The sequence below is a fragment of the Methylorubrum subtropicum genome (assembly GCF_038442325.1).
GTDB classification, from domain to species: domain Bacteria; phylum Pseudomonadota; class Alphaproteobacteria; order Rhizobiales; family Beijerinckiaceae; genus Methylobacterium; species Methylobacterium subtropicum.
The window spans coordinates 100121-120507 of the sequence record NZ_JBBXMW010000012.1; the positions used below are offsets into that span (position 1 = coordinate 100121).

Below are 20387 nucleotides of genomic sequence, written 5' to 3' on the forward strand. Positions count from 1 at the left end.
AGCCGTCCCGCCGTCAGATGCGGAACGGCACGTCGGCGATGGTGAAGGCCGAGAGGTCGGGCGCGTAGAGGCCGCGCACCGGCCCGCTCGCGCTGTAGCCGAAGAAGCGGGCGACCGCCTCGTCGAGGTCGGAGCGCAGCGCGGCGCAGACCTGAAGGCGGCGTACCGAGGACGGCGGCAGGATCAGGTAGTCGGCGGGCAGCCACGACGCCACGACGCCGTGCATCCGCGGCGAGAACTGCCACGCGCTCACCGAAGGGGCGATCTTGAGCGGCATGCGGTCGTCGAACACCTGATTGCCGTCCGGCCCGCGCCGGCCGCTGTAGAGCCGCCCGGTGAGGGCGTCGAAGCGCCCCTGCGCCGAGGCCGCCGCGTAGACCGCCGCCCAGCGCCCGGACAGGACGTAGTCGGCGCCGATCAGCAGCAGCGATTCCTCGCCGACCGTCTCGCAGCATTCGGCGAGCGCCGCCGTGACGCTCGCGAAGGAACGGACGGTGCCGTCCGGCCCGACGCCCTGCGCACCCATGCCGGTCGGCCACGCGGCGAAGACGCGGCTCTCGGCGGCCAGAACCCGGTTGGCCTCCTTCCAGCCCGCGAAGGCCTGCGGCCCGCTCGCGTGGACGAAGACGGTCAGCGCCTGCGCGGTGACGCCCTGGGCGGCGCGCAGGTCGGTCAGCGGCGTGGGAAGCCGCAGCAGGGCGAGGTTGGCGAGGTGATCCTCGACGAAGGTGATCTGGTTGTCGGCGCGCGCGATCCGGTAGCGCCCGAGCGTCACCGGCAGGAAGGCCGGCGGACGCTCGACGGTGTAGCGCAGGATCAGCTCCCAATCGACCAGCCGCCGCATGCTCTCGTTGAAGCCGCCGAAGCGCTCGAACGATTCGCGGCGGTGCATGAAGACGTTGAGGTCGATGAAGTTGCGCTGCTCCATCCGGGCGCGGTTGAACGGCGCCATGCGGACGAAGCGGAACTCGTCGCGGTCGAGGGTCGGCAGGTACTCCCACACCTCCTGGCCGGCATAGGCGCTCGTCGCCTCCGGCTGCTGGCGGAAGGCGTCGAGCATGACCGCGAGGTAGTCCGGGCTCCAGACGTTGTCGGAATCGATGTAGGCGACGAACGGCCCCCGGCCCTCGCGCAGGCCCGCGTTGCGGGCGGCCGAGACGCCGCGGTTGTAGGGCAGCTCGATCAGCCGGATGCGCGGGTCGTCGAAGGCCTTCACCGCGGCGACGCTGTCGTCCTTGCTGCCGTCGTCGACGACGATGAGCTCGAAGTGGGCGTAGGTCTGGGCCAGCACCGAAGCGATCGCCTCGCCGACGATCTTCTCGCGGTTGAACACCGGCATGACGATGCTGACGAGGTCCGTCTGCGGGACGTGTTTGGCGCGGGTGATCCGCAGGGTCCGCTCGAAGTCGATCGCCTCGAAGATCGCCGGGATCCGGTCGATCTGCCCGTAGGGCATCCGCTCCTCGTTGTAGGACCAGCGCAGGAACTGCTCGAAGGTGAAGCCGCTGTCGAAGTCGCGGATCGGGTTGACGATCGCGAGTTCGCGCTTGACCAGAACGTGGGCGCGGCCGGCCAGCCGAAGCGAGGCCTCCACGGTCGCGTACCGGAACGCCTCGTTCGGCAGGGCGACCTGGAAGGCGTGGTGGCCGTCGCCGATGCCGGCCTTCTCCAGGTCGGCCCGGAACTGGTCCGCCTTGACGTTGCGCACGGTCATGCTCGGCCGGGTCACGGCCTCGACGGCCGGCGCCGGCGCCGCGGCCGGCTCGGCCGCCGGATTGGGCGCAACGGCCGGATCGGGTGCGTCGATGAACTCGACGGTGACATCGACGAGGGTCGAGAGGGTCGGGTGGGACCGGTCGAAGGCCCAGCCGTTCAGCCGCCCGCCGATCACGTTGCTGAAGGCGGCCCGGTGCTGGGTCGCCTGGCGCTCGACCACCGGCCGGTCCTCGGGCGTTCCCTCGGTTCCATCGACGAAGAGCAGGCGGCGACCGTCGCCGCGGGTGCGCAGCTCGAACTGGTGGGCCTCGCCGTCCGGCACGGCGAAGGAGGCGGCGGTGTTGAGGCCGGACTTGAGGGCGAAGCCCGCCTGCTGGACGTCGCCGCGGTCGTCCGTCACGTCGATCGCCTGCAGCGGCGAGCCGTCGCGGAACACCCAGAGCTGGCCCGGTCCCCAGGCCCCGGCGCGGTCCTGCTCGGCGATCCAGCCCTGCACGTGGCCGCCGCCGAACCGCTCGATCCGGCCCTCGGTCCTGGCGGTGCCGGCGAGCGGCACCCGGTCGAGGCGCGCGGGCAGATCGACGGGTCCGGTCACGCCCTTGCGGCCGTCCTCGAGGGCCGCGGCCACGCCGCGCTCGAACACCCGCAGCAGGCCGGGCTGACCCTTGGCGATCTTGTCCTTCCACGGCACGACGAAGTCGCGCTGGATCGCGGCGGCGACCGCGTCGGCGTTGTAGGCGCCGCCGCCGAGGCTCTTGCCCCAGCGCGCGGTGAAGACGAAGCGGTTCCGCAGGAGGTAGTAGGTGTAGTAGAGCGCCGGGAAGTCACCGGCCTTCGAGCGCTTGTTGTGGATGATTCGCGCCGTGGGACAGACCACGCACTTGACGCCGCGCTCCTTGAACGAGAGGCACCAGTGGGTTTCCTCGTAATAGAGGAAGTAGTCTTCCGGGATGTGGCCGATCTTCGGTAGCAGGGCGAGCGGCACGAACAGCGCGCAGCCGTTGAGGGCATCGACCTCGTAGGGCTCCTTGGGCAGGACGCTGGCGGCCTGCCGCTCGAACAGCTGGTTGACGACGATGCCCTCGCCGCTCGCGAAGACCACGCCGCCGCCGTAGCCGACGAGCCCATCGGCGTTCATCACCGCCGGGGCGAGGACGGCGTCGGGCCGCACGTGATCCAGGAGCGTCTCGAAGGTCGCGGGCGTGATCGTCACGTCGGGGTTGAGGATGAAGCCGTACTCGCAGCCCTCCTGCCGCATCAGTTCGAGCAGGGTGTTGTTGCCGCCGGCGTAACCGAGGTTGCTGCCGGGGTGGACGTAGACGTCGGCGCGCTCGATCAGGTTGCGGTTGGGGCGCCGGCCCGCGGAATTGTCGAGCACGTAGACGCGCACGTCGCGCCCGCGCACGGTCTCGGGCAGATCGGCGATCAGCGTCTCGATGTCCTCGACGCTGAAGTAGTTCACCAGGGCGACGCCGATGGCGCCGGGCGCCTCGCGGATGCGGCGGTAGACCGAGACCGCGCGCTTGCGCCCCTCGATCTCGACCGTGACGCGCTCGGCGGCCAGCGCCGTCTTCAGCTTCTTGACGAAGTCCTCGGCGTGCGGGGCCCAGGTGTTGCGCTTGGCGAAGTCCTTGGCCTGGGCGCCCAGGGTCGCGGTCTCGGCCGGCGCCGCCAGCGCCTTGAGCATCGCCTCCTTGAGGCCGTCGGGCGCCCCGGCGTCGTAGGTGAGGCCCATGCCTTCCTCGGCGACGAAGTCGAGGGTCGGCGTGCTCGGCACGATGACGGGCTTGCTGTAGGAGGCGGCGAGCAGCACCGAGCCCGAGGTCAGGATCTCGCGGTAGGGCAGCACGATCGCGTCCGCGGCGGTGCAGATCCGGGCGAGGTCGTGGGCCGGCAGGAAGCCGGGGAGCACCCGCAGCCTCGGGTTCGTCTCGGCCAGATGCTTGATGCTGGCTTCCGTGAACGGGGCGACCGGCTTGCCGGCGATGACGAGGTAGGCGTTGGGGTGCCGCTCGGCGACCTCCTCGAAGGCGGCGAGAAGGATGTCGATGCCCTTGTAGGGGCGCAGCTGGCCGACGATCCCGAACAGGAAGGCGTCCTCGGGCACGTTGAGGAGCCAGCGCGCGCGGTCCTTCGGCGGGCCCGGCGGGTAGTAGCCGACATAGCTGCCGTGCGGGACGATGATCACCTTGGCCGGATCGACCGGATAGCCGTCGTTGACCGCCTCGATCGCCGCCGGGCTGTGCAGGTGGATCACGTCGGCGAGCGCCGACAGCTCGGTGAGGAAGGAGAGTTCGAAGTCGCCCAGGCGCCGCTCGTGCGAGAGCTTGTTGTGGATCGTCCAGACGAACAGGCCGCCGCCGGCCCGGAACAGCCGGACGGCGGTCAGGAATTCCTCGGCCCGCGCCTGATACTCGTGCAGGTCGGCCGCGCCGCCGAAGATCGGCTCGGGCCAGTGCAGGTGGAACACGATCTCCCGCGGGTCCTCGCGCAAAGCGGCGAGCGCCTCCTCGATCGGCCCGTAGGAGACCTCGCCGGCCTTGTGGAGGGCGCTGTAGAGGCCGGTCTGGTAGGGGTTGGTGACCGAATAGTCGGGGAAGGCGAACAGGCGGACCTCGCCGCGCGGCTTGGCGGCCTCGGCCGGCTTGGGCGGCGCCTTCGCAGCCGGCGCGGCGGGGGCGGGTGCGGGCGGTGCGGCCTCGGCAGCGGGGGTCGGACCGGATTGACGCCCGAACCACCGATTGACGTTCACCATCGTCACGCTTCTCCGCAGCCTGCCGCAGCCTCGCGCGGGGGCGAGGCGCCCGGCCGTGTCGCCTTGCGAGGGAGCCGCGTCACGCGTTTCGCGTACGCGCCCGTTTGCGCACCGCACCTACTATGCGCCGCCCCGCCCCGCAAGGGCGCGGCCCGGCGGCCCGATGCGGGAAAGACTGCATTGGCAGGAAGTCCGATAAGGCGCAGCACCGCAATCGAATGTATAATTTTCGGATATACCGCGCCTCTTCGGCAAGACTGCAATAGAGACCAGCGACCAGATCGCTCGGGAACGCGCGCCGAATCTGTCGTCCGCAGCGCGAAGGGCCGACGCCCCGGCGGGGTATCGCTCAATCGCCGTGGAAGCGGCGGCTGCGCGTGCCGATCGAGGCGTAGTCGGGCTTCGGCCCTTCGACCGGAGCCGCGGCCTCGACCGCCTGAGGCAGCTTGGCGATGCGGTCGATATGCACGCCCGCGAAATGGCCGCGGCGCCACGCGAGGCTCACCCGCATGACGAAGTCGCGGCCCACCACCTTGAGCATGAAGGAAGCCGGCAGCTCCTGGGAACTCGGCACGCCGAGCTTGGCCCCGGATTTGGAGATGTCCTTGACGTTGCAGGGGATCTCGGTGCCGTCGAACAGCCGGATCATCGCGATCCAGTTGGTGGCCATCCGGGCTTCACGCCGCGGCACGAGGCCGTCCGCGGCGGGCTCGCCCGCCCCCCCATCGACGAGGGCCGAACGGAGGACGTCCTGGCTGTGATGGTCCGACATCGAACGTTTCGCATTGGTTCCTGCCAACGTGACGTAACAGGAATGTCTTTCTACAAAGTTCTAGGTCGCTTCCTTGCGCTGTGGTTGCATCCGGGTGCCGCACACGCTGCACCGCACAAATAGTCGCCTTATCTTGCGGTGCAGCATGCAAATCTGCAACGAAGAAGCCAATTCTGCTCTTGCAAGACGTGAACGACTGATTAACGTAGCCCCCGTTCCGACGCGTTCGAAGATTGGCCCCAGGCAGGGAGTGGTCCCATGTCCGAGCACATTCGCGTGAAACCGACCCAGGACGGCACCTACACGGTCTACCGTGGCGCGCTCGCCCTCGTGTCCGGCCTCACTCGGCTTCAAGCCGAACGCTACGAGGCCAGCATCGCCCGGCACCAGCGTGCCCCGGCGATGGTCGCCGGCTAAAAGCCGGCCGCCTCACCGCACGATCGTCGAGGGCGCGGCGCCGACGGGTGCCGCGCCCTTCTCATGCCGGATCGCTCGTTTCCGCGACGATCCAGGCCGCGGTGTCCGGGTCGGCCTCCGCAACCGGCAGGTGCAGGATGATCGGCGTGTCGTAGGGATGGCGCTCCTTGAGCGCCGCGCCGAGCGGCCCGGCCAGCCCCTCCCGGCTCTTCAGAATCGCGACGACCTCGGTCGATCGCTCGATCCGGCCCTGCCACGCATAGACCGACTGCATGTCGGGCAGCACGTTGACGCAGGCCGCGAGCTGGGCCCGCACCAGCGCCTCGCCAACCGACAGGGCGGTCGGGGCGTCGGGGAAGGTCGTGTAGACGAGGAGCATGCGCTCCATGCTATGGCTCTCCTGAAGCGGGTGGCGTCCGGTACTGGAGCCGGTGCGGCCCGCATCCGTCAACGGGGCCGACAGACCGATGCCGCGGCGTTTTTCACGGATCGCCTTCGTGGCGAGCCCCACGCCGGAGGCGCGGGGCGCGGCGGACCTGCTGATGCGCCGCTACGACCACGTGCCGCCGGAAGAGGCCGACGTGGTGGTCGCCTTGGGCGGCGACGGCCTGATGCTACAGGTGCTCCACCGCTTCATGAACGAGCCGAAACCGATCTACGGCATGAACCGCGGCACGGTCGGCTTCCTGATGAACGAGTTCCGCGAGGACGCCCTGCTGGAGCGGCTGGAGGCGACCAAGCGCTCGACCATCCACCCGCTGACCATGGTGGCGACCGACATCGAGGGGCGCAGCCACACCGCGCGGGCGATCAACGAGGTCTCGATGCTGCGCCAGACCCACCAGACCGCCAAGCTCAGGATCTCGGTGGACGACCACGTGCGCCTGCCCGAACTCATCGCCGACGGCATCCTCGTGGCGACGCCCGCGGGCTCGACCGCCTACAACCTCTCGGTCGGCGGGCCGATCCTGCCGCTCAACGCGCAGCTTCTGGCGCTGACCCCGATCTCGGCCTTCCGGCCCCGGCGCTGGCGCGGGGCGCTGCTGCCGAATCACGGGCGCATCCGCATCGACGTAATCGACGCCACCTACCGCCCCGTGGCGGCGGTGGCCGACCACACCGAGGTCCGCCGGGTCTGCACGGTGGAGACCTGGCTCGACCACGCCACCAGCCTCGTGCTGCTGCACGATCCGGGGCATAGTTTGGAAGAGCGGATTCTGCGGGAGCAGTTCGGCTGAGGGGTTTTTCGGCCGCCACCCCTTTCCCGCCCATCACCCTCATCCTGAGGTGCGGAGCGAAGCGGAGCCTCGAAGGAGGGCTCCAGTGGATCGCGCGCGAACTGGAGCCCTCCTTCGAGGCTCAGCCTTCGGCCGAGCACCTCAGGATGAGGGGGGTTGATGGGACGAGCGGGCTATCCGGTCCATCGGCGAGAACGAGCCGCCCCGGCGGCCCTCACGGATTGCGCAGCACCGGCACGGTCTTGGGCGAGCCGAGATCGTAGGTCTTGTTGCGTAAGGGGTCGAGGCGGGTGCCCTCGGAGGCGTCGAACGCCTTCGGGCGCTGGCCGTCGATGGTCGCGCCGTCGAGGGCCAGGGACGGGTTCGAGCCCGGCGCGTAGGCCGAGGCGCGGCCCGGCGTGCCCGCGGGCTGGGGCGCGTTCGGCTCGGCGGTGTTGGGATCGACCTTGTCGACGCTGCCCGATTCCGGCTGCGGCGCCTCCTTGCGGGCGCGCTCCACCTGCCGCCAGCGGGTGACGTTGCGCTGGTGGCCCTCCAGCGAATCGGCGAAGGCGTGGCCGCCGGTACCGTCGGCGACGAAGTAGAGATCCTTCGTCCGCGACGGGTTGGCCACCGCTTCGAGCGCGGCGCGGCCCGGATTGGCGATCGGCCCCGGCGGCAGGCCCTCGATCACGTAGGTGTTGTAGGGGGTCGGGCGGTCGATCTCCGAGCGCAGGATGCCGCGCCCGAGCGTGCCGCGCCCGCCGACGAGGCCGTAGACGATGGTCGGGTCGGATTGCAGCTTCATCCGCTTCATGAGGCGGTTCACGAACACGCCTGCCACCCGCGGGCGCTCGTCGGCCCGGCCCGTCTCCTTCTCGACGATGGAAGCGAGCGTCACCATCTCGGCCGGCGTCTTGACCGGCACGTCGGGGCTGCGGCGCTGCCAGATCTGCGCCAGCACCTCGCGTTGCTTCGCCCGCATCAGGTTGACGATCTGCTGGCGCGTGGCGCCGCGCTCGAACTTGTAGGTGTCGGGCAGGAGCGAGCCTTCCGGCGGCGTCTCGGCGATCTCGCCGGACAGCACGTCGTTCTCGTTGAGGCGGCCGACGATCTGCTCCGAGGTCAGGCCCTCGGGGAAGGTGATGGCGTGCTGGACCTGACGGCCGTTGGCCAGCGTGTCGATGGCGTCGCGGACGCTGGCATGGGCCTTGAACACGTACTCGCCGTGCTTGAGCGGCCCCTTGCCGCCGAAGCGGGCGGCCAGTTCGAACAGGTTGGGATGCTCGATCACGCCCTCGCGGGCGAGGATCTGGGCGATCTCGGAGGTGCCGCTGCGGTTGGGGATCACCACGACCTTGTCGGCCGACAGCGGCCCCGGCTCATTGGCCTGCCGGTTGAACAGCGTGACCACGACCATGGCGCCGAGCGCGGCGATGACGGCGAGCGTGAGGAAGCCGCTGACGGCGGCGAGCAGACCGCCGCGGCGACGCTCCGGTTTTTCGGGCGGGGGCGGCGCCACCGTGGGCTTCAGCGCCTCGCTCGGGCTGCGCGGCGACAGGCGGTTGGGCAGCGACGGCTCCTCGGAGGCCGGCGGCGGCGAGGGCGGCACTTGTAGTCTGCGGAACATCGGGACCCTGCTGCGAGCCGCGCACGATTCTCGACGAATCGTCGCCGGATTGTTCGGAGCCATGAGGCTCACGGCCGGCCGCGCGTGTCGAGCAGGACCCTTATGCGGTTTTGTGGCGAAATGGCGTTAACGCGAGGATGCGGCTCAATCCACCCGGCGCATCAACAGCGAGGCGTTGGTGCCGCCGAAGCCGAACGAGTTCGACAGCACGGTATCGACGCGCTTGCGCTTGGCCTCGTGCGGGATCAGGTCGATCGCCGTCTCCACCGACGGGTTGTCGAGGTTGAGCGTCGGCGGCATCACGCCGTCGCGGATCGCCAGGATCGAGAAAATCGCTTCGACCGCGCCCGCGGCACCGAGCAGGTGGCCGATGGCCGACTTGGTGGAGGACATCGAGGCCTTGGAGGCGGCATCACCCAGCAGCCGCTCGACCGCCTTGAGTTCCAGTTCGTCGCCCAGCGGCGTCGAGGTGCCGTGGGCGTTGATGTAGTCGATCTCGGACGGGTCGATGCCGGCGCGCTTCACCGCGGCCGTCATGCAGCGGAAGCCGCCGTCGCCGTCGGGCGCGGGCGAGGTGATGTGGTAGGCGTCGCCCGACAGGCCGTAGCCGATCACCTCGGCGTAGATCTTGGCGCCGCGCGCCTTGGCGTGCTCGTACTCCTCCAGCACGACGACGCCCGCGCCCTCGCCCATGACGAAGCCGTCGCGGTCGCGGTCGTAGGGGCGCGAGGCCCGGGTCGGGTCGTCGTTGAAGCCGGTGGAGAGCGCGCGGCAGGCGGCGAACCCCGCGAGCGAGAGCCGGTTGACCGGCGCCTCGGTGCCGCCCGCCACCATCACGTCGGCATCGCCCAAAGCGATCAGCCGCGAGGCGTCGCCGATGGCGTGCGCGCCGGTGGAGCAGGCGGTGACGACCGCGTGGTTCGGCCCCTTGAGGCCGTGCTGGATCGAGACCTGCCCCGAGGCGAGGTTGATGATGCGGCCGGGAATGAAGAACGGCGAGATGCGCCGCGGCCCCTTCTCGTGAAGGGTGACGGACGCGTCGTAGATCGTGCCGATGCCGCCGATGCCGGAGCCGATCAGGACGCCGGTGGCCTCCTGATCCTGATCCGACTTCGGATGCCAGTCGGCGTCGTCGAGCGCCTGACCGGCGGCGGCCATGGCGTAGACGATGAAGGGATCGACCTTGCGCTGCTCCTTCACCTCCATCCATGTGTCGGGATTGAAGGTGCCGTTGCTGCCGTCGCCGAAGGGCAGCGTGCAGGCGATGCGGCAGGCGAGGTCGTCGGTCTGGAACGCGGTGACCTTCGAGGCGCCGCTGTCGCCGGCGATCAGCCGGCTCCAGGTGTGCTCGACGCTGCCTCCCAGCGGCGTGACCGCACCCAGACCCGTGATCACCACCCGACGCATCGCACGTTCCCGATCGATCCGCGACCCGGCCGTGCGACCGGGGCGCCGTTGAACAAAGGTTGTCGGCGCGCGGGGCCTCTCGACCCCGCCCGCACGAGGACGCCTGAGATCAGGCGGAGTTCTTCTCCAGGAACTTGACCGCGTCGCCGACCGTCTGAATGGTCTCGGCGGCGTCGTCCGGGATCTCGACGTTGAACTCCTCCTCGAACGCCATCACCAGCTCGACGGTGTCGAGGCTGTCGGCGCCGAGATCGTCGATGAAGTTGGAGGCCTCAGTGACCTTCTCCGGCTCGACGCCCAGGTGCTCGACGACGATCTTCTTCACGCGCTCGGCGATATCGCTCATCGTTCTTGGTCCTCGTCTTCTCGATCGTGGTGGTTTTGTTTCGACGAAAGCGCCGTGGCCGCCTTCCCGCTTCGGGGATTCTTCGAGACGGCCGTTGTTCGATCGCGCGTGGTTTGGAAAGCCGCAACCCGCTGAACCGTCAACTCCCCTGCACGGCTGAGCCGGGTGTTAACACAGGGTTTCCGTGCTGGCGAGAGGCGGTTCAGAAAGCGTTCAGTGGCGTGGTTTTTCGGTCGGAAACCATCTCTGTGGACGGCTTCAGACCATCGCCATGCCGCCGTTGACGTGGAGCGTCTGCCCGGTGACGTAGGCGGCTTCCTCCGACGCCAAGTACACCGCCGCCGCGCCGATCTCACCCGCCGTGCCGAGGCGCCCTGCCGGCACGCGGGTCAGGATGGTCTCGCGCTGCTTCTCGTTCAGCGCGTCCGTCATCGCCGAGCCGATGAAGCCCGGCGCGATGCAGTTGACCGTGACGTTGCGGCTCGCGACTTCCGCGGCAAGCGCCTTGGTCATGCCGACCAGCCCGGCCTTTGCCGCCGCGTAATTGCCCTGGCCCGGATTGCCGGTGGTGCCGACGACCGAGCCGATGCCGATGATGCGGCCGTAGCGGCGCTTCATCATGCCCCTGAGTGCCGCCCGCGACAGCCGGAAGGCCGCCGTGAGGTTGACGTTCAGCACCGCCTCCCACTCCTCGTCCTTCATCCGCATGAAGAGGTTGTCGCGGGTGATGCCGGCGTTGTTGACGAGGATGTCGAGCCCGCCGAGCGCCGATTCGGCCGCCGGCAGCAGCGCCTCGACCGCTTCCTTGTCGGCGAGGTTGGCTTCCACCACGGCGACGCGCTCGCCGCCGAGTTCGGATGCGAGTTCGTCGAGCACGCCCTTACGGGTGCCGGACAGCGCAACGTGGGCGCCCTGCGCGTGCAGCGCGCGGGCGATGGCGCTGCCGAGGCCGCCGGTCGCGCCGGTGACGAGAGCCTTGCGGCCGGTCAGGTCGAACATCGGATTGTCCTCGGTATATTCTTAAGCGTAGGCCGCGACGTCGTCGGGCGTGCCGACTGCGCTCGCCGTGGCGCCCGGCGCGATGCGCTTGACGAGGCCGGTCAGCACCTTGCCAGCGCCGAGTTCATGGAAGCGGTCGACGCCGGCTTCCGCCATGGCGGCGACGCTCTCGCTCCAGCGCACCGTTCCGGTGACCTGGGCGACCAGCGCCTCGCGGATCGCCGCCGGATCGGTGAGCGGCCCGGCCGTGACGTTGGCGTAGACCGGCACCACCGGCGGGTTCAGCGTTACCTCGGCGAGCGCCGCCTTCATGGTCTCGGCGGCGGGCGCCATCAGGGCGCAGTGGAACGGGGCGGAGACGTTGAGCAGCACCGCCCGGCGCACGCCGCGCGACTGCGCCAGCGCCATCGCCCGCTCGACCGCCTCCTTATGGCCCGACAGCACGACCTGCCCGGCGCCGTTGTCGTTGGCGACGCCGCAGACCATGCCCTCGGCGGCCTCTTCGGCGATGGCGCGGGCGGTCTCGAGATCGGGCCCGAGCAGAGCCGCCATGGCGCCGACGCCCGGCGCCACCGCCCGCTGCATCGCCTGACCGCGGATGCGCAGCAGGCGCGCCGCGTCGGCGATGGAGAACGTGCCGGCGGCGGCCAAAGCCGAATACTCGCCGAGCGAGTGGCCGGCGACGAAGGCCGCATCGCGGGCGAGATCGAGGCCGCGCTCGGCCTCCAGGGTGCGCAGGACGGCGAGGCTCGCCGCCATCAGCGCCGGCTGGGCGTTGGCCGTCAGCGTCAGCTCGTCGGCAGGCCCCTCGAACATCAATTTCGACAGGTTCTGGCCGAGCGCCTCGTCCACCTCGGCGAAGACCGCGCGGGCGGCGGGCGAGGCCTCAGACAGCGCCTTGCCCATGCCGACCGCTTGGCTGCCCTGCCCCGGAAAGATGAAGGCCCGCGTCATGCCGCTCGTCGTCCCCGCCGTCTTCGTGCGCGCCGCCGAAGCAAGGCGCCCCGGCGGAATCAAGGTGCGGCGGACTGGCACCGCCGACAGCGGGTGTCAACAATGCAACGCACAAGAAAGAAGCTTGGCCAAGCAGTTCCGGCCGAGACATGACGATCACTATGGTCACGCTCGAACCGGCGGGAAACCGGCGCGTTCATTCCTCGATCCTCGTTCAGATCGGGGGAGTCCCAAAAGATGTTCAGGACTTCGTTTCCGCAGGAAGCGGTCGGGCGGGCGCACAGCCTGATCGGCGCCTACGAGAGCGCGCAGGTGGGGCTGGCCGGCCTGTCGTGCGAGTTCCGCTCCGAGCTGCGCCCGACCCTCGACCGGCTCGGGCCGATGGGCCTTCCCTATCTGCGGGCGCTGCGCGGCGACCTGGAGCGGCGGACGCAGGAAGCCGGGGCGACGGCGCCGATCTTCATCGACCGGCTCACCGACCCGATGCTCGACCGCCGCCTGATCGCCTCCCGCGCGCTGCTCGATACCGTACGGGCCGAAGCCGACGCCCGTGGGTTGGCGCTTTAGGCGCGGGTCAGCTTCGAGACCACCGCGAGCAGCTGCTCGGGCTTGAACGGCTTGGTGATCCAGCCGGTGGCGCCCGCGGCCTTCGCCTGCTGCTTGATGCCCTCGTCCGATTCCGTGCTGAGGAACAGGATCGGCACGCCCGTGAGCGCCGGCAGCGTGCGCAGGTTCTTGATCATGTCGAGGCCGTTCATCACCGGCATGTTGAGATCGGTGATGACGAGGTTGAGCGCGGCGCTCTTGGCCTTGGCGATGCCCTCGGCGCCGTCGCCCGCCTCGATGACGGTGTGACCGGCCGGTCCGAGGACGACCTTGATCATCTGCCGGATGCTCGCGGAGTCATCGACGGCGAGAACGGTGGCCATGGGGAACTCCCGGACTTTCTTGTCTTGATGGGTTGAGGTTCAGGCGGCCGGTGCGAACGGCGCCCGCGGCCGGAGGCCGGCGCGGGCGAAGGCGCTCGCCACCACGTCGGAGGCGTCGGTCAGGTCGATCCGCTTGGCCTGCTGGCGCGCCGTGGCGGCGGCCGAGAGCACCAGCTGCACGAAGGCGATGTCGGCGCGCTCGACCTGGGCGCAGTCGAGGCTCAGGTCCGAACTCGTCTCCAGGGCGGCGGCGATCTCGCGGTGCAGCGTCCGGACGGAACGCACCGTACAATCGCCGGACAACCTGACGGAGGATTGTTCTGACATGGAGGGCTTCAATCCTGTCGAGGCCCGCACACCGCGCCCCTGCCGAAAGACTTAGGCCGACATCTCGTAAAAGTTTGTTGAATGTCGCGCGCATCTCGACCGCACCGCGCTAACCCTTCGGCAAGCATGGGCCCGTAGCCTCACGGAAGCGTGCCGCCCGTTCGGCAGCGCGGCGCAGACGGTCCTTGGAGCGCGGACGATGATTTCCGAAGTCGCGAAGCTGGCGCAGGAGCGCACCGGCGTGACGTGGCTGCAACCGCGCCGCGCGCTGCGGCCGGTCCCGGTCACCGCCGTACCGGATTCGGAGCCCGCGCCCCTTCCCGCCCCGGACCGGTCCGGCGCCCTCGATTTGCTCCAGGCCTGGCTCGGCCTATCCACCCTGCAACGCCGTGCGCTGGAAGCCCTCGTGGGTGAAGCCGGCCTCACCGCCGGCCATATGGAAGAGAGCGTCCAGGGCCTGACCGGCCGGTTCGAGCGCATCGCCGCCACGACCCGCGATCAGGCGGAGATCGTGCAGGGCCTCGTCGCCTCGATCCAGGCCGTCGAGATCGACGGGCGCTCCATGCTGCTCGCCGACGTCGCCGCGGGCCTCGGCGACACGCTCGGCGCGCTGATGGACAAGGTCGCCCGCCTCTCCCGCCAGGGCGGCGCGACGGCGCATTCCCTCGACGCGGTGCTGACCGAGATCGGCTCGGTCGAGGGCAGCGTCGCGCGGATCGAAGCGATCAACCGCCAGACCAACCTGCTCGCGCTCAACGCCAAGATCGAGGCGGCCCGCGCGGGCGAGGCCGGCCGCGCCTTCGCCGTGGTGGCCGACGAGGTGCGCCTGCTGGCGCAATCGATCAACACGCTGTCCGCCACGATCAAGGAGCAGATCGCCTCCATCGCCACGGGCCTGCGCGGCAGCCACGGCCTGTTGCAGGACATCGCCACCGTCGACGTCTCCGACGAGAGCCGCAGCGCCGAGGCGCGGGTGCAGACCGTGATGCAGACCCTGGTGGCGCAGAACACGCGCTTCGCCGGCGTGCTGCAGCAGACCGCCGAGACGACGCAATCGATCACCGCGGACGTCGCCGGCGCCATCGTGGCGATGCAGTTCCAGGACCTGACGAAGCAGCGCATCGAGAACACCCAGACCGTGCTGCGCTCGCTCGACGCCGAACTCGCCCGGATGGCCGCGCGCACCGCGACCGAGACCCCCGAGGCCGCCGACGCCACCCCGGACCCGGCCTGGGCCGAGGCGATGGTCGCCGCATGCACCCTCGGCGAAGTCCGCGACCGCCTCCGCCGCCACGTGCTGACCGGCGAGCCCGCCCCGGCGCCCGCCGCGAAGGCCTCGGACGACCCCTTCGACGGGATCGATCTTTTCTAACGTTCGCCTTCTCAACCACACCCTCATCCTGAGGTGCTGCGAAGCAGCCTCGAAGGAGGGCTCCCGTTCGCTCAGCGATCCCTGGAGCCCTCCTTCGAGGCCCGCTGACGCGGGCACCTCAGGATGAGGGTTTGGATGGGAAATCCGTTTTGTGCGGACGACCCAATTTCAATCGCCGATATCAGATTTCCAGTCTCCGCCGGCGCCTTTCAGCCTCCCCGTCATTGCGAGGCGAGGCGTAAGCAATCCAGGGCTCCGCACTCACCGGATGGGGTCTTCCGTCGGCCGCCCCGTCGGTCCAGTCGCACCCTTTCCGGACAAGTCGCGCCCTGGATCGCTTACGCCTCGCCTCGCGATGACGGCGTGAGGCGGATGCGACGTCGATGGAACGGCATCCGCCCTCCCTGTCGCCCGAGGCGAATTCCGGCCCCACCGTCCTGTGATCCTCCGATACCCGGACACCCGGAGCACGGCATCAAACACTACTTTTATACTTGTTTTTATCGAATGTTATGCTTCACAAAAAATTCATTGTTTGGATTTCTACTGCAGATCACCACGGAAGACGGCTATTCCCCGACACTTACCACGATCACGGAACATCCTTTGTCTCGCTCCATCGGAGCGTGAAGAAGCGTGCGCGATCGAACGGAGTGCCGGCTGCGGCGCTGCACCTCCGTCGTGAGACCATCGGGCATGCCGCAGAGGCCGGTGCAGACATGACGACCCTGGACCCCGTCGCCGTCTTCCGCACGGAAGCCAACGAACTTCTGGAAACCTTGGAGACGACCCTGCTCGACCTCGGCGAGAAGCCGCAGGACCGGGCCCTGATCGACACCGCCTTCCGGGCGCTGCACACCATCAAGGGCTCGGGCGCCATGTTCGGCTTCGAGCGCGTGGCCGCCTTCACGCACGATTTCGAGACCGCCTTCGACCTCGTGCGCCAGGGCCGCGTGCCCGCGAGCCTCGACCTCGTCAACGTCGCCCTCTCGGCCAAGGACTACATCCGCCAGCTGATCGAGGACCCGGACGGGACCGAGCCGGTCTTCGGCGAGGCCATTCTGGGCGAACTCGGCGCCCTCGTCGGCGGCGCCAGGGAGAGTGGCAAGGCCGTCGCCGCCCCGGCGCCGAGCCCTGCTCCGGCCGCCCCCGTCACGCCGCCGGCCCTCGCCCTCGGCGAGGAAGCCGGATGGCGGATCGGGATCGCCTTCGCGCCGGACGTGCTGCGCAACGGCACCAACCCGCTCGCCCTCCTCGACGACCTGCGCGATCTCGGCCCCTGCACGGTCGTGCCTCGCCTCGACGCGCTGCCCGGCCTCGACGCCCTCGACCCGGAGGCGCTGGCGATCGGCTGGGACGTCACCCTGCGCAAGGCCGTGACGCGGGAGGCGATCGAGGACGTCTTCCTGTTCAGCCAGGACGAGGTGACCCTCACCCTGGCGCCGCTCGGCGCGAGCGCCGAGGCGCCGCAAGAGGCGGAGATTTTGGCACAGACGCCCGCCGAAGCGCCGGTCGCGGCCACCGTGGTCGCCGCCGCGCCGCCGGCTCCTTCCGTGGAACCGTCCAAAGCACCCCCGGCCCCGGAGCCGCGCGCTGCCGCGCGCCGCAACGAGGAGCGCCCGACCAGCACGGTGCGGGTCGAGGCCGAGCGCCTCGACGAGTTGATGGACCGGGTCGGCGAACTCGTCATCGCCCAGGCGCGGTTGAGCCAGCTCGCCGGCCTGCATGCGGATGGCGGCATCAAGACGATCTCGGAGGAGATCGAGCGGCTCTCGGCGCGGCTGCGCGACACCACGATGAGCATCCGCATGGTGCCGATCGGCTCGCTGTTCGGCCGCTTCCGCCGCCTCGTCCACGACCTGTCGCGCGATCTCGGCAAGCCGGTCGAGTTCGTCACCGAGGGCGAGGACACCGAACTCGACAAGACCATGATCGAGCGGCTGGCCGATCCGCTGGTCCACCTGATCCGCAACGCCATCGATCACGGCATCGAGGACCCGGCCCGCCGCGCCGCTGCGGACAAGGGCGCCACCGGCCGCATCACGCTCACCGCCGAGCATGCCGGCGCGCAGGTGATGGTGAGCGTGCGCGACGACGGCGCCGGGCTCGACGCCGCCCGCATCCGCGCCAAGGCCGAGGAGAAGGGGCTGTGCGCCCCCGGCACGGTGCTGAGCGACCAGCAGATCTACCAGTTCCTGTTCGCGCCGGGCTTCTCGACCGCGGCGACGATCTCGGCGCTCTCGGGCCGCGGCGTCGGCATGGACGTGGTCAAGAAGACCATCGAGTCCTTGCGCGGCACCATCGACATCTCGACGGTGCCGGGGGCGGGCACGAAGGTGAGCCTGCGCCTGCCGCTGACGCTGGCGATCATCGAGGGCCTGCTGATCCGCGTCGGCGAGGGGCGCTACGTCGTGCCCCTCTCGGCGGTGGAGGAATGCGTCGAGTTGCCGGACGGCGACCGCACGGGCCGGGGCCGCGACTTCCTCAACATCCGCGGCGCGCTGGTGCCGTTCCTGCGGCTGCGCAGCCTGTTCGCGGCGGAAGGGCAGCCCGACCCGCACCAGAAGGTCATCATCGTCTCGGTCGGCGAGACCCGGATCGGGCTCGTGGTCGATCAGATCATCGGCAACCACCAGACGGTGATTAAGTCGCTCTCCAAGCTCCAGGCGGACGTCGCGACCTTCTCGGGGGCGACGATCCTCGGCGACGGCACCGCCGCGCTCATCATCGACATCGGCCAGCTCGTGATGGGCAACCGGCCCGAATCTCTCCGCGAATTCCAAGAGGTGGCGTGATGACCGGCGCGGTGGAAGCCTCGATCCAGGCCGGCGGCCTGCAGGTGGTGATGGTGCGCATCGGCTCCGAGACCTTCGCGCTCGATGCCGGGATGGTGCGCGAGATCATCGACCCGATCCCGGCGACCCGCGTGGCGGGCGCGCGGGCGCATCTGGACCGGATCGTCAACGTGCGCGGCAACGTCGTGCCCCTCGCCGACATCCGCGAGCGCTTCGGCATGCGGCCCGAGGCGGCGACCCAGGACACCCGCTTCGTGGTGATCGAGGTCGAGATCGAGGGTGACCCCGTCGTGGTCGCGCTCGTGGCCGACAAGGTGTTCGAGGTGACCGAGCTTCAGGCCGGCACCGAACAGCGGATGCCGAAGGTCGGCACCGCGTGGCGTCCCGAATTCATCAAGTCGATCGTCAAGTTCGGAGACGAGTTCGTCATCCTCCCGGATGTCGAGCGGATCCTCAATTGAACGCGCCGAGGTGAACCCCAACAACATGTTCAGACGGATGGAAACGACACCATGAGAGTCACGGTCAAAGCCAAACTCGCGGGCGCCTTCGGTGTCGTGCTGCTGCTCTCCGCGGCGGCGGGGGGCCTCAGCTACGTCAAACTGTCCGATCTGGCCGCGAGCCAGGCCGACCTCGCCCGCCAGGGCGAGCGCGTCACCAAGGTCTCCGACCTGCAGAACTTCCTCAACACCACCGCGCGGATCGAGAAGAACATCATCCTCGAGAGCGATCCGGCCAAGCTCGACCTGCTGAACGCCGATCTCGGGACGACGCGGCGCGACCTGTTCAAGGGCAAGGACGAGTTGGAGCGCAGTGCCGCCGCCGACGAGCGGCGCGTGCTGGACGGCGTCTCGGAGCGGATCACCGCCCTGTTCAAGGTGCAGGACGAGGTGGTGCGCAACGGGCGCCTCAACTCGAACTTCCGCGCGTTCCAGACGTGGCAGAGCGAGACCGCCGCCATCATCAAGGGCCTGAACGAGGCCTCGGACGCGCTCGCCGCCACCCTGACCAAGCCCGGCGCGAGCGAGGAGCAGCTGCGCGCCGCCTTCGCCTTCGAGCGGGCAAGGGAGAGCTGGCTGCGCTACACCCGCCAGATCATGATGGTGCTGAGCGCCGGCTCGCTCCCCGAACTGGAGGAATCGACCCGGATCGCGCAGCAGGCCGGCAAGGAGGTGGCGGCCGACATCGCCCGGACTGTGGCGGCCATCGATGCCGGCGGCGTCTCGGCGGCGGCCGTGACAAGCCAGTACGAGAAGGCCTTCGCCTCCGCCGCGCGCGTCGTGACCATCGCCGCGGAAGGCGGCAACCTGCGGGCCCAGAGCCTCACCATGGGCGAGGGACGCGCGCAGCTGCTCGCCTCCATCAAGGCGCTCGATGATTACAGCGGCCAGATCCGCCATCGGATGGAGGTGGCCGCAGCGACCGGCGCCGCGGATGCCGCCAACGCCCGGATGCTGCTGGTCGGCATGCTCGCCGCCTCGCTCCTGATCGCGCTCGCGGCGGCGACGTGGATCGCGCTCCAGATCAGCCGAGGCCTGGGTCAGGCCGTCGAACTCGCCAACGCGGTGGCCGTGGGCGATCTCAGCCGGACGCTGACCTCCAACGCCTCCGACGAGGTCGGCGACCTGATCCGCGCGCTCAACGCGATGACGCGCAACCTCGACGCGACCGCGGCCATCGCCGACGAGATCGCCGGCGGCAACCTCACGGTGGCGGCCAAGCCTTTGTCCGAGAAGGACAAGCTCGGCACCGCGCTCCAGACGATGCTGACGCGGCTGCGCGCCGTGGTGTCGGACGCGACCGCGGCCGCCGCCAACGTCTCGGCCGGCTCGCAGGAGCTGTCGGCCTCCGCCGAACAGCTCTCCCAGGGCTCGACCGAGCAGGCCTCGTCCACCGAGGAGGCTTCCGCCTCCATGGAGGAGATGGCCGCCAACGTGAAGCAGAACGCCGAGAACGCTGGCCAGACCGAAGCCATCGCCCGGCAATCCGCCAAGGATGCCGAGGCGAGCGGCGTCGCCGTGGGTCGCGCGGTCGAGGCGATGCAGACCATCGCTCAGAAGATCACCATCGTGCAGGAGATCGCCCGCCAGACCGATCTCCTGGCTCTCAACGCCGCGGTGGAAGCGGCCCGCGCCGGCGAACACGGCCGCGGCTTCGCGGTGGTGGCCTCCGAGGTGAGGAAGCTCGCCGAGCGTAGCCAAGCCGCGGCGGCGGAGATCGGCACCCTGTCGATCGATACGGTCAAGGCAGCGCGGGAAGCCGGCGACATGCTCGGTCGCCTCGTGCCCGACATCAAGAAGACCGCCTCGCTGGTGGAGGAGATCTCGGCGGCCTGCCGCGAGCAGGATGTCGGCTCGGGCCAGATCAACCAGGCGATCCAGCAGCTCGACAAGGTGACCCAGCAGAACGCGAGTGCGTCCGAGCAGGTCTCGGCGACCTCCGAGGAGCTGGCGGCTCAGGCCGAGACGCTCCAGGCCACCATCGCCTACTTCCGTCTCGATGCCACCCAGACGGCGGGCGCGCGGGAGATCGACGGGGCGGTGTCGCAATTGCGGGCGACCGCGTCACGGATGGCGGCCTCCCCGGTGGTGAAGTCGCCGGTGAGCCGCGCCCCGGCCAAGCGGGCCCCGGCCCGCCCGGCGGCCAAATCCCAGGGCGGCGGCTTCGCCTTCGATATGGGCGAGGGCGACGAGCGCGACGCCGACTTCACCCGCGTCGCCTGACGCGAGGCAATACCGATCCGCGCGGGAC

The 20387-nt window shown here is 69.8% G+C and carries 17 protein-coding genes; 7 read left to right on the forward strand and 10 right to left on the reverse strand.

Annotated elements, in window-relative coordinates; all coding sequences use genetic code 11:
- Positions 1-13 precede the first annotated feature (13 nt).
- Both AAHG03_RS17260 and AAHG03_RS17265 read right to left on the reverse strand, forming a co-directional pair.
- On the reverse strand, positions 14-4471 hold the full coding sequence (locus AAHG03_RS17260; protein ID WP_342151967.1) for a glycosyltransferase: 4458 nt from the start codon (positions 4469-4471) through the stop codon (positions 14-16).
- 349 nt (positions 4472-4820) lie between these two features.
- On the reverse strand, positions 4821-5243 hold the full coding sequence (locus AAHG03_RS17265; protein WP_342151969.1) for a PilZ domain-containing protein: 423 nt from the start codon (positions 5241-5243) through the stop codon (positions 4821-4823).
- A 258-nt stretch (positions 5244-5501) separates the two neighbouring features.
- On the opposite strand from AAHG03_RS17265, the gene AAHG03_RS17270 reads away from it, so the two are divergent.
- Positions 5502-5660, forward strand: a complete 159-nt coding sequence (locus AAHG03_RS17270; RefSeq protein WP_342151971.1) for a hypothetical protein — start codon at positions 5502-5504, stop codon at positions 5658-5660.
- A gap of 61 nt (positions 5661-5721) precedes the next feature.
- Here the strand turns inward: AAHG03_RS17270 and cutA are convergent, their stop codons facing one another.
- Entirely contained in the window at positions 5722-6048 is a 327-nt protein-coding gene (gene cutA / locus AAHG03_RS17275) for a divalent-cation tolerance protein CutA (protein WP_342151972.1), read from the reverse strand.
- A gap of 79 nt (positions 6049-6127) precedes the next feature.
- Between cutA and AAHG03_RS17280 the strand changes: the two genes are divergently transcribed.
- On the forward strand, positions 6128-6898 hold the full coding sequence (locus AAHG03_RS17280; RefSeq protein ID WP_342151973.1) for an NAD kinase: 771 nt from the start codon (positions 6128-6130) through the stop codon (positions 6896-6898).
- A gap of 214 nt (positions 6899-7112) precedes the next feature.
- Here AAHG03_RS17280 and mltG read toward each other — a convergent pair whose 3' ends face one another.
- The 5 genes from mltG to fabD form a co-directional block, all read right to left on the reverse strand.
- The gene (mltG, locus tag AAHG03_RS17285) at positions 7113-8507 is read right to left on the reverse strand and encodes an endolytic transglycosylase MltG (protein WP_342151975.1); all 1395 of its coding nucleotides are present in this window, start codon (positions 8505-8507) and stop codon (positions 7113-7115) included.
- A gap of 144 nt (positions 8508-8651) precedes the next feature.
- Positions 8652-9914 (reverse strand): beta-ketoacyl-ACP synthase II, encoded by a 1263-nt coding sequence (gene fabF, locus AAHG03_RS17290; RefSeq protein WP_342151976.1) that lies wholly within the window; start codon positions 9912-9914, stop codon positions 8652-8654.
- Between the two features lie 109 nt (positions 9915-10023).
- Positions 10024-10260: an acyl carrier protein gene (locus AAHG03_RS17295; protein WP_056249561.1), complete on the reverse strand. Its 237-nt coding sequence runs from the start codon at positions 10258-10260 to the stop codon at positions 10024-10026.
- A 258-nt stretch (positions 10261-10518) separates the two neighbouring features.
- The gene (fabG, locus tag AAHG03_RS17300) at positions 10519-11259 is read right to left on the reverse strand and encodes a 3-oxoacyl-[acyl-carrier-protein] reductase (RefSeq protein ID WP_342151978.1); all 741 of its coding nucleotides are present in this window, start codon (positions 11257-11259) and stop codon (positions 10519-10521) included.
- Positions 11260-11280: 21 nt separating this feature from the next.
- Positions 11281-12213, reverse strand: a complete 933-nt coding sequence (gene fabD, locus AAHG03_RS17305; protein WP_342151979.1) for an ACP S-malonyltransferase — start codon at positions 12211-12213, stop codon at positions 11281-11283.
- A 237-nt stretch (positions 12214-12450) separates the two neighbouring features.
- On the opposite strand from fabD, the gene AAHG03_RS17310 reads away from it, so the two are divergent.
- Positions 12451-12780 carry a hypothetical protein gene (locus tag AAHG03_RS17310; protein ID WP_342151980.1) on the forward strand — a complete coding sequence of 110 codons (330 nt, stop codon included), beginning with the start codon at positions 12451-12453 and terminating at the stop codon, positions 12778-12780.
- Here the strand turns inward: AAHG03_RS17310 and AAHG03_RS17315 are convergent.
- Complete coding sequence (locus AAHG03_RS17315) at positions 12777-13142, reverse strand: response regulator (RefSeq protein WP_342151981.1); 366 nt, start codon at positions 13140-13142, stop codon at positions 12777-12779. The genes AAHG03_RS17310 and AAHG03_RS17315 overlap by 4 nt on opposite strands.
- Before the next feature lie 39 nt (positions 13143-13181).
- On the reverse strand, positions 13182-13469 hold the full coding sequence (locus tag AAHG03_RS17320) for an STAS domain-containing protein (RefSeq protein WP_342151982.1): 288 nt from the start codon (positions 13467-13469) through the stop codon (positions 13182-13184).
- Between the two features lie 199 nt (positions 13470-13668).
- Here AAHG03_RS17320 and AAHG03_RS17325 point away from each other — a divergent pair, with 199 nt between their 5' ends.
- The 4 genes from AAHG03_RS17325 (at position 13669) to AAHG03_RS17340 (ending at position 20359) form a co-directional block, all read left to right on the forward strand.
- Positions 13669-14841 (forward strand): methyl-accepting chemotaxis protein, encoded by a 1173-nt coding sequence (locus AAHG03_RS17325; RefSeq protein ID WP_342151983.1) that lies wholly within the window; start codon positions 13669-13671, stop codon positions 14839-14841.
- A 719-nt stretch (positions 14842-15560) separates the two neighbouring features.
- Positions 15561-17636 carry a chemotaxis protein CheA gene (locus tag AAHG03_RS17330; RefSeq protein WP_342151984.1) on the forward strand — a complete coding sequence of 692 codons (2076 nt, stop codon included), beginning with the start codon at positions 15561-15563 and terminating at the stop codon, positions 17634-17636.
- Positions 17636-18097 (forward strand): chemotaxis protein CheW, encoded by a 462-nt coding sequence (locus AAHG03_RS17335; RefSeq protein ID WP_342151985.1) that lies wholly within the window; start codon positions 17636-17638, stop codon positions 18095-18097. The genes AAHG03_RS17330 and AAHG03_RS17335 overlap by 1 nt, the downstream gene beginning before the upstream one ends.
- Positions 18098-18148: 51 nt before the next feature.
- Positions 18149-20359, forward strand: a complete 2211-nt coding sequence (locus AAHG03_RS17340; RefSeq protein WP_342151986.1) for a HAMP domain-containing methyl-accepting chemotaxis protein — start codon at positions 18149-18151, stop codon at positions 20357-20359.
- Positions 20360-20387: the final 28 nt, after the last annotated feature.

Coding starts and splice junctions, on each gene's coding strand:
- fabG (WP_342151978.1), bottom strand. CDS start 11,259: ATGTTCGACCTGACCGGCCGCAAGGCTCTCGTCACCGGCGCGACCGGC.
- cutA (WP_342151972.1), bottom strand. CDS start 6,048: ATGGAGCGCATGCTCCTCGTCTACACGACCTTCCCCGACGCCCCGACC.
- AAHG03_RS17265 (WP_342151969.1), bottom strand. CDS start 5,243: ATGTCGGACCATCACAGCCAGGACGTCCTCCGTTCGGCCCTCGTCGAT.
- fabF (WP_342151976.1), bottom strand. CDS start 9,914: ATGCGTCGGGTGGTGATCACGGGTCTGGGTGCGGTCACGCCGCTGGGA.
- AAHG03_RS17340 (WP_342151986.1), top strand. CDS start 18,149: ATGAGAGTCACGGTCAAAGCCAAACTCGCGGGCGCCTTCGGTGTCGTG.
- AAHG03_RS17270 (WP_342151971.1), top strand. CDS start 5,502: ATGTCCGAGCACATTCGCGTGAAACCGACCCAGGACGGCACCTACACG.
- AAHG03_RS17325 (WP_342151983.1), top strand. CDS start 13,669: ATGATTTCCGAAGTCGCGAAGCTGGCGCAGGAGCGCACCGGCGTGACG.
- AAHG03_RS17330 (WP_342151984.1), top strand. CDS start 15,561: ATGACGACCCTGGACCCCGTCGCCGTCTTCCGCACGGAAGCCAACGAA.
- AAHG03_RS17335 (WP_342151985.1), top strand. CDS start 17,636: ATGACCGGCGCGGTGGAAGCCTCGATCCAGGCCGGCGGCCTGCAGGTG.
- mltG (WP_342151975.1), bottom strand. CDS start 8,507: ATGTTCCGCAGACTACAAGTGCCGCCCTCGCCGCCGCCGGCCTCCGAG.
- AAHG03_RS17315 (WP_342151981.1), bottom strand. CDS start 13,142: ATGGCCACCGTTCTCGCCGTCGATGACTCCGCGAGCATCCGGCAGATG.
- AAHG03_RS17260 (WP_342151967.1), bottom strand. CDS start 4,471: ATGGTGAACGTCAATCGGTGGTTCGGGCGTCAATCCGGTCCGACCCCC.
- fabD (WP_342151979.1), bottom strand. CDS start 12,213: ATGACGCGGGCCTTCATCTTTCCGGGGCAGGGCAGCCAAGCGGTCGGC.
- AAHG03_RS17280 (WP_342151973.1), top strand. CDS start 6,128: ATGCCGCGGCGTTTTTCACGGATCGCCTTCGTGGCGAGCCCCACGCCG.
- AAHG03_RS17310 (WP_342151980.1), top strand. CDS start 12,451: ATGTTCAGGACTTCGTTTCCGCAGGAAGCGGTCGGGCGGGCGCACAGC.
- AAHG03_RS17295 (WP_056249561.1), bottom strand. CDS start 10,260: ATGAGCGATATCGCCGAGCGCGTGAAGAAGATCGTCGTCGAGCACCTG.
- AAHG03_RS17320 (WP_342151982.1), bottom strand. CDS start 13,469: ATGTCAGAACAATCCTCCGTCAGGTTGTCCGGCGATTGTACGGTGCGT.